Source organism: Chryseobacterium sp. SIMBA_038 (assembly GCF_046535115.1).
In the GTDB taxonomy this organism is placed as follows: domain Bacteria; phylum Bacteroidota; class Bacteroidia; order Flavobacteriales; family Weeksellaceae; genus Chryseobacterium.
Window position 1 is genome coordinate 1 of record NZ_JAWRXH010000390.1, and the last position, 242, is coordinate 242.

At 36.0% G+C, this 242-nt stretch carries 1 pseudogene; it reads left to right on the forward strand.

Annotation, left to right across the window (positions count from 1 at the left end):
- Window positions 1-219 (forward strand): annotated as a pseudogene (locus tag SB689_RS24010) (hypothetical protein); the annotation flags it as partial.
- Window positions 220-242: the final 23 nt, after the last annotated feature.

The following is a 242-nucleotide window of genomic DNA, read 5'->3' on the forward strand; positions in this document are numbered from 1 at the left end:
CTTTGTACCGCTACCATCAATGGTGGAACTACCTACATAGAAATCCCACAGGGAGTAGATGCTACATTTTTAACCATAAATTTCGCCGGAGTTCTAGGACTTGGTAACAGTGTCTCTTTTTCGGGTATTAATACACAATTACAGATAAGCGGAGTTTCTGTAACAATTCCTGCTACAAGCTATAATGCTAAATTAGTCTTTACAATAGGTCCAAATTAAAAATATTTAATTGTACAGGTAAG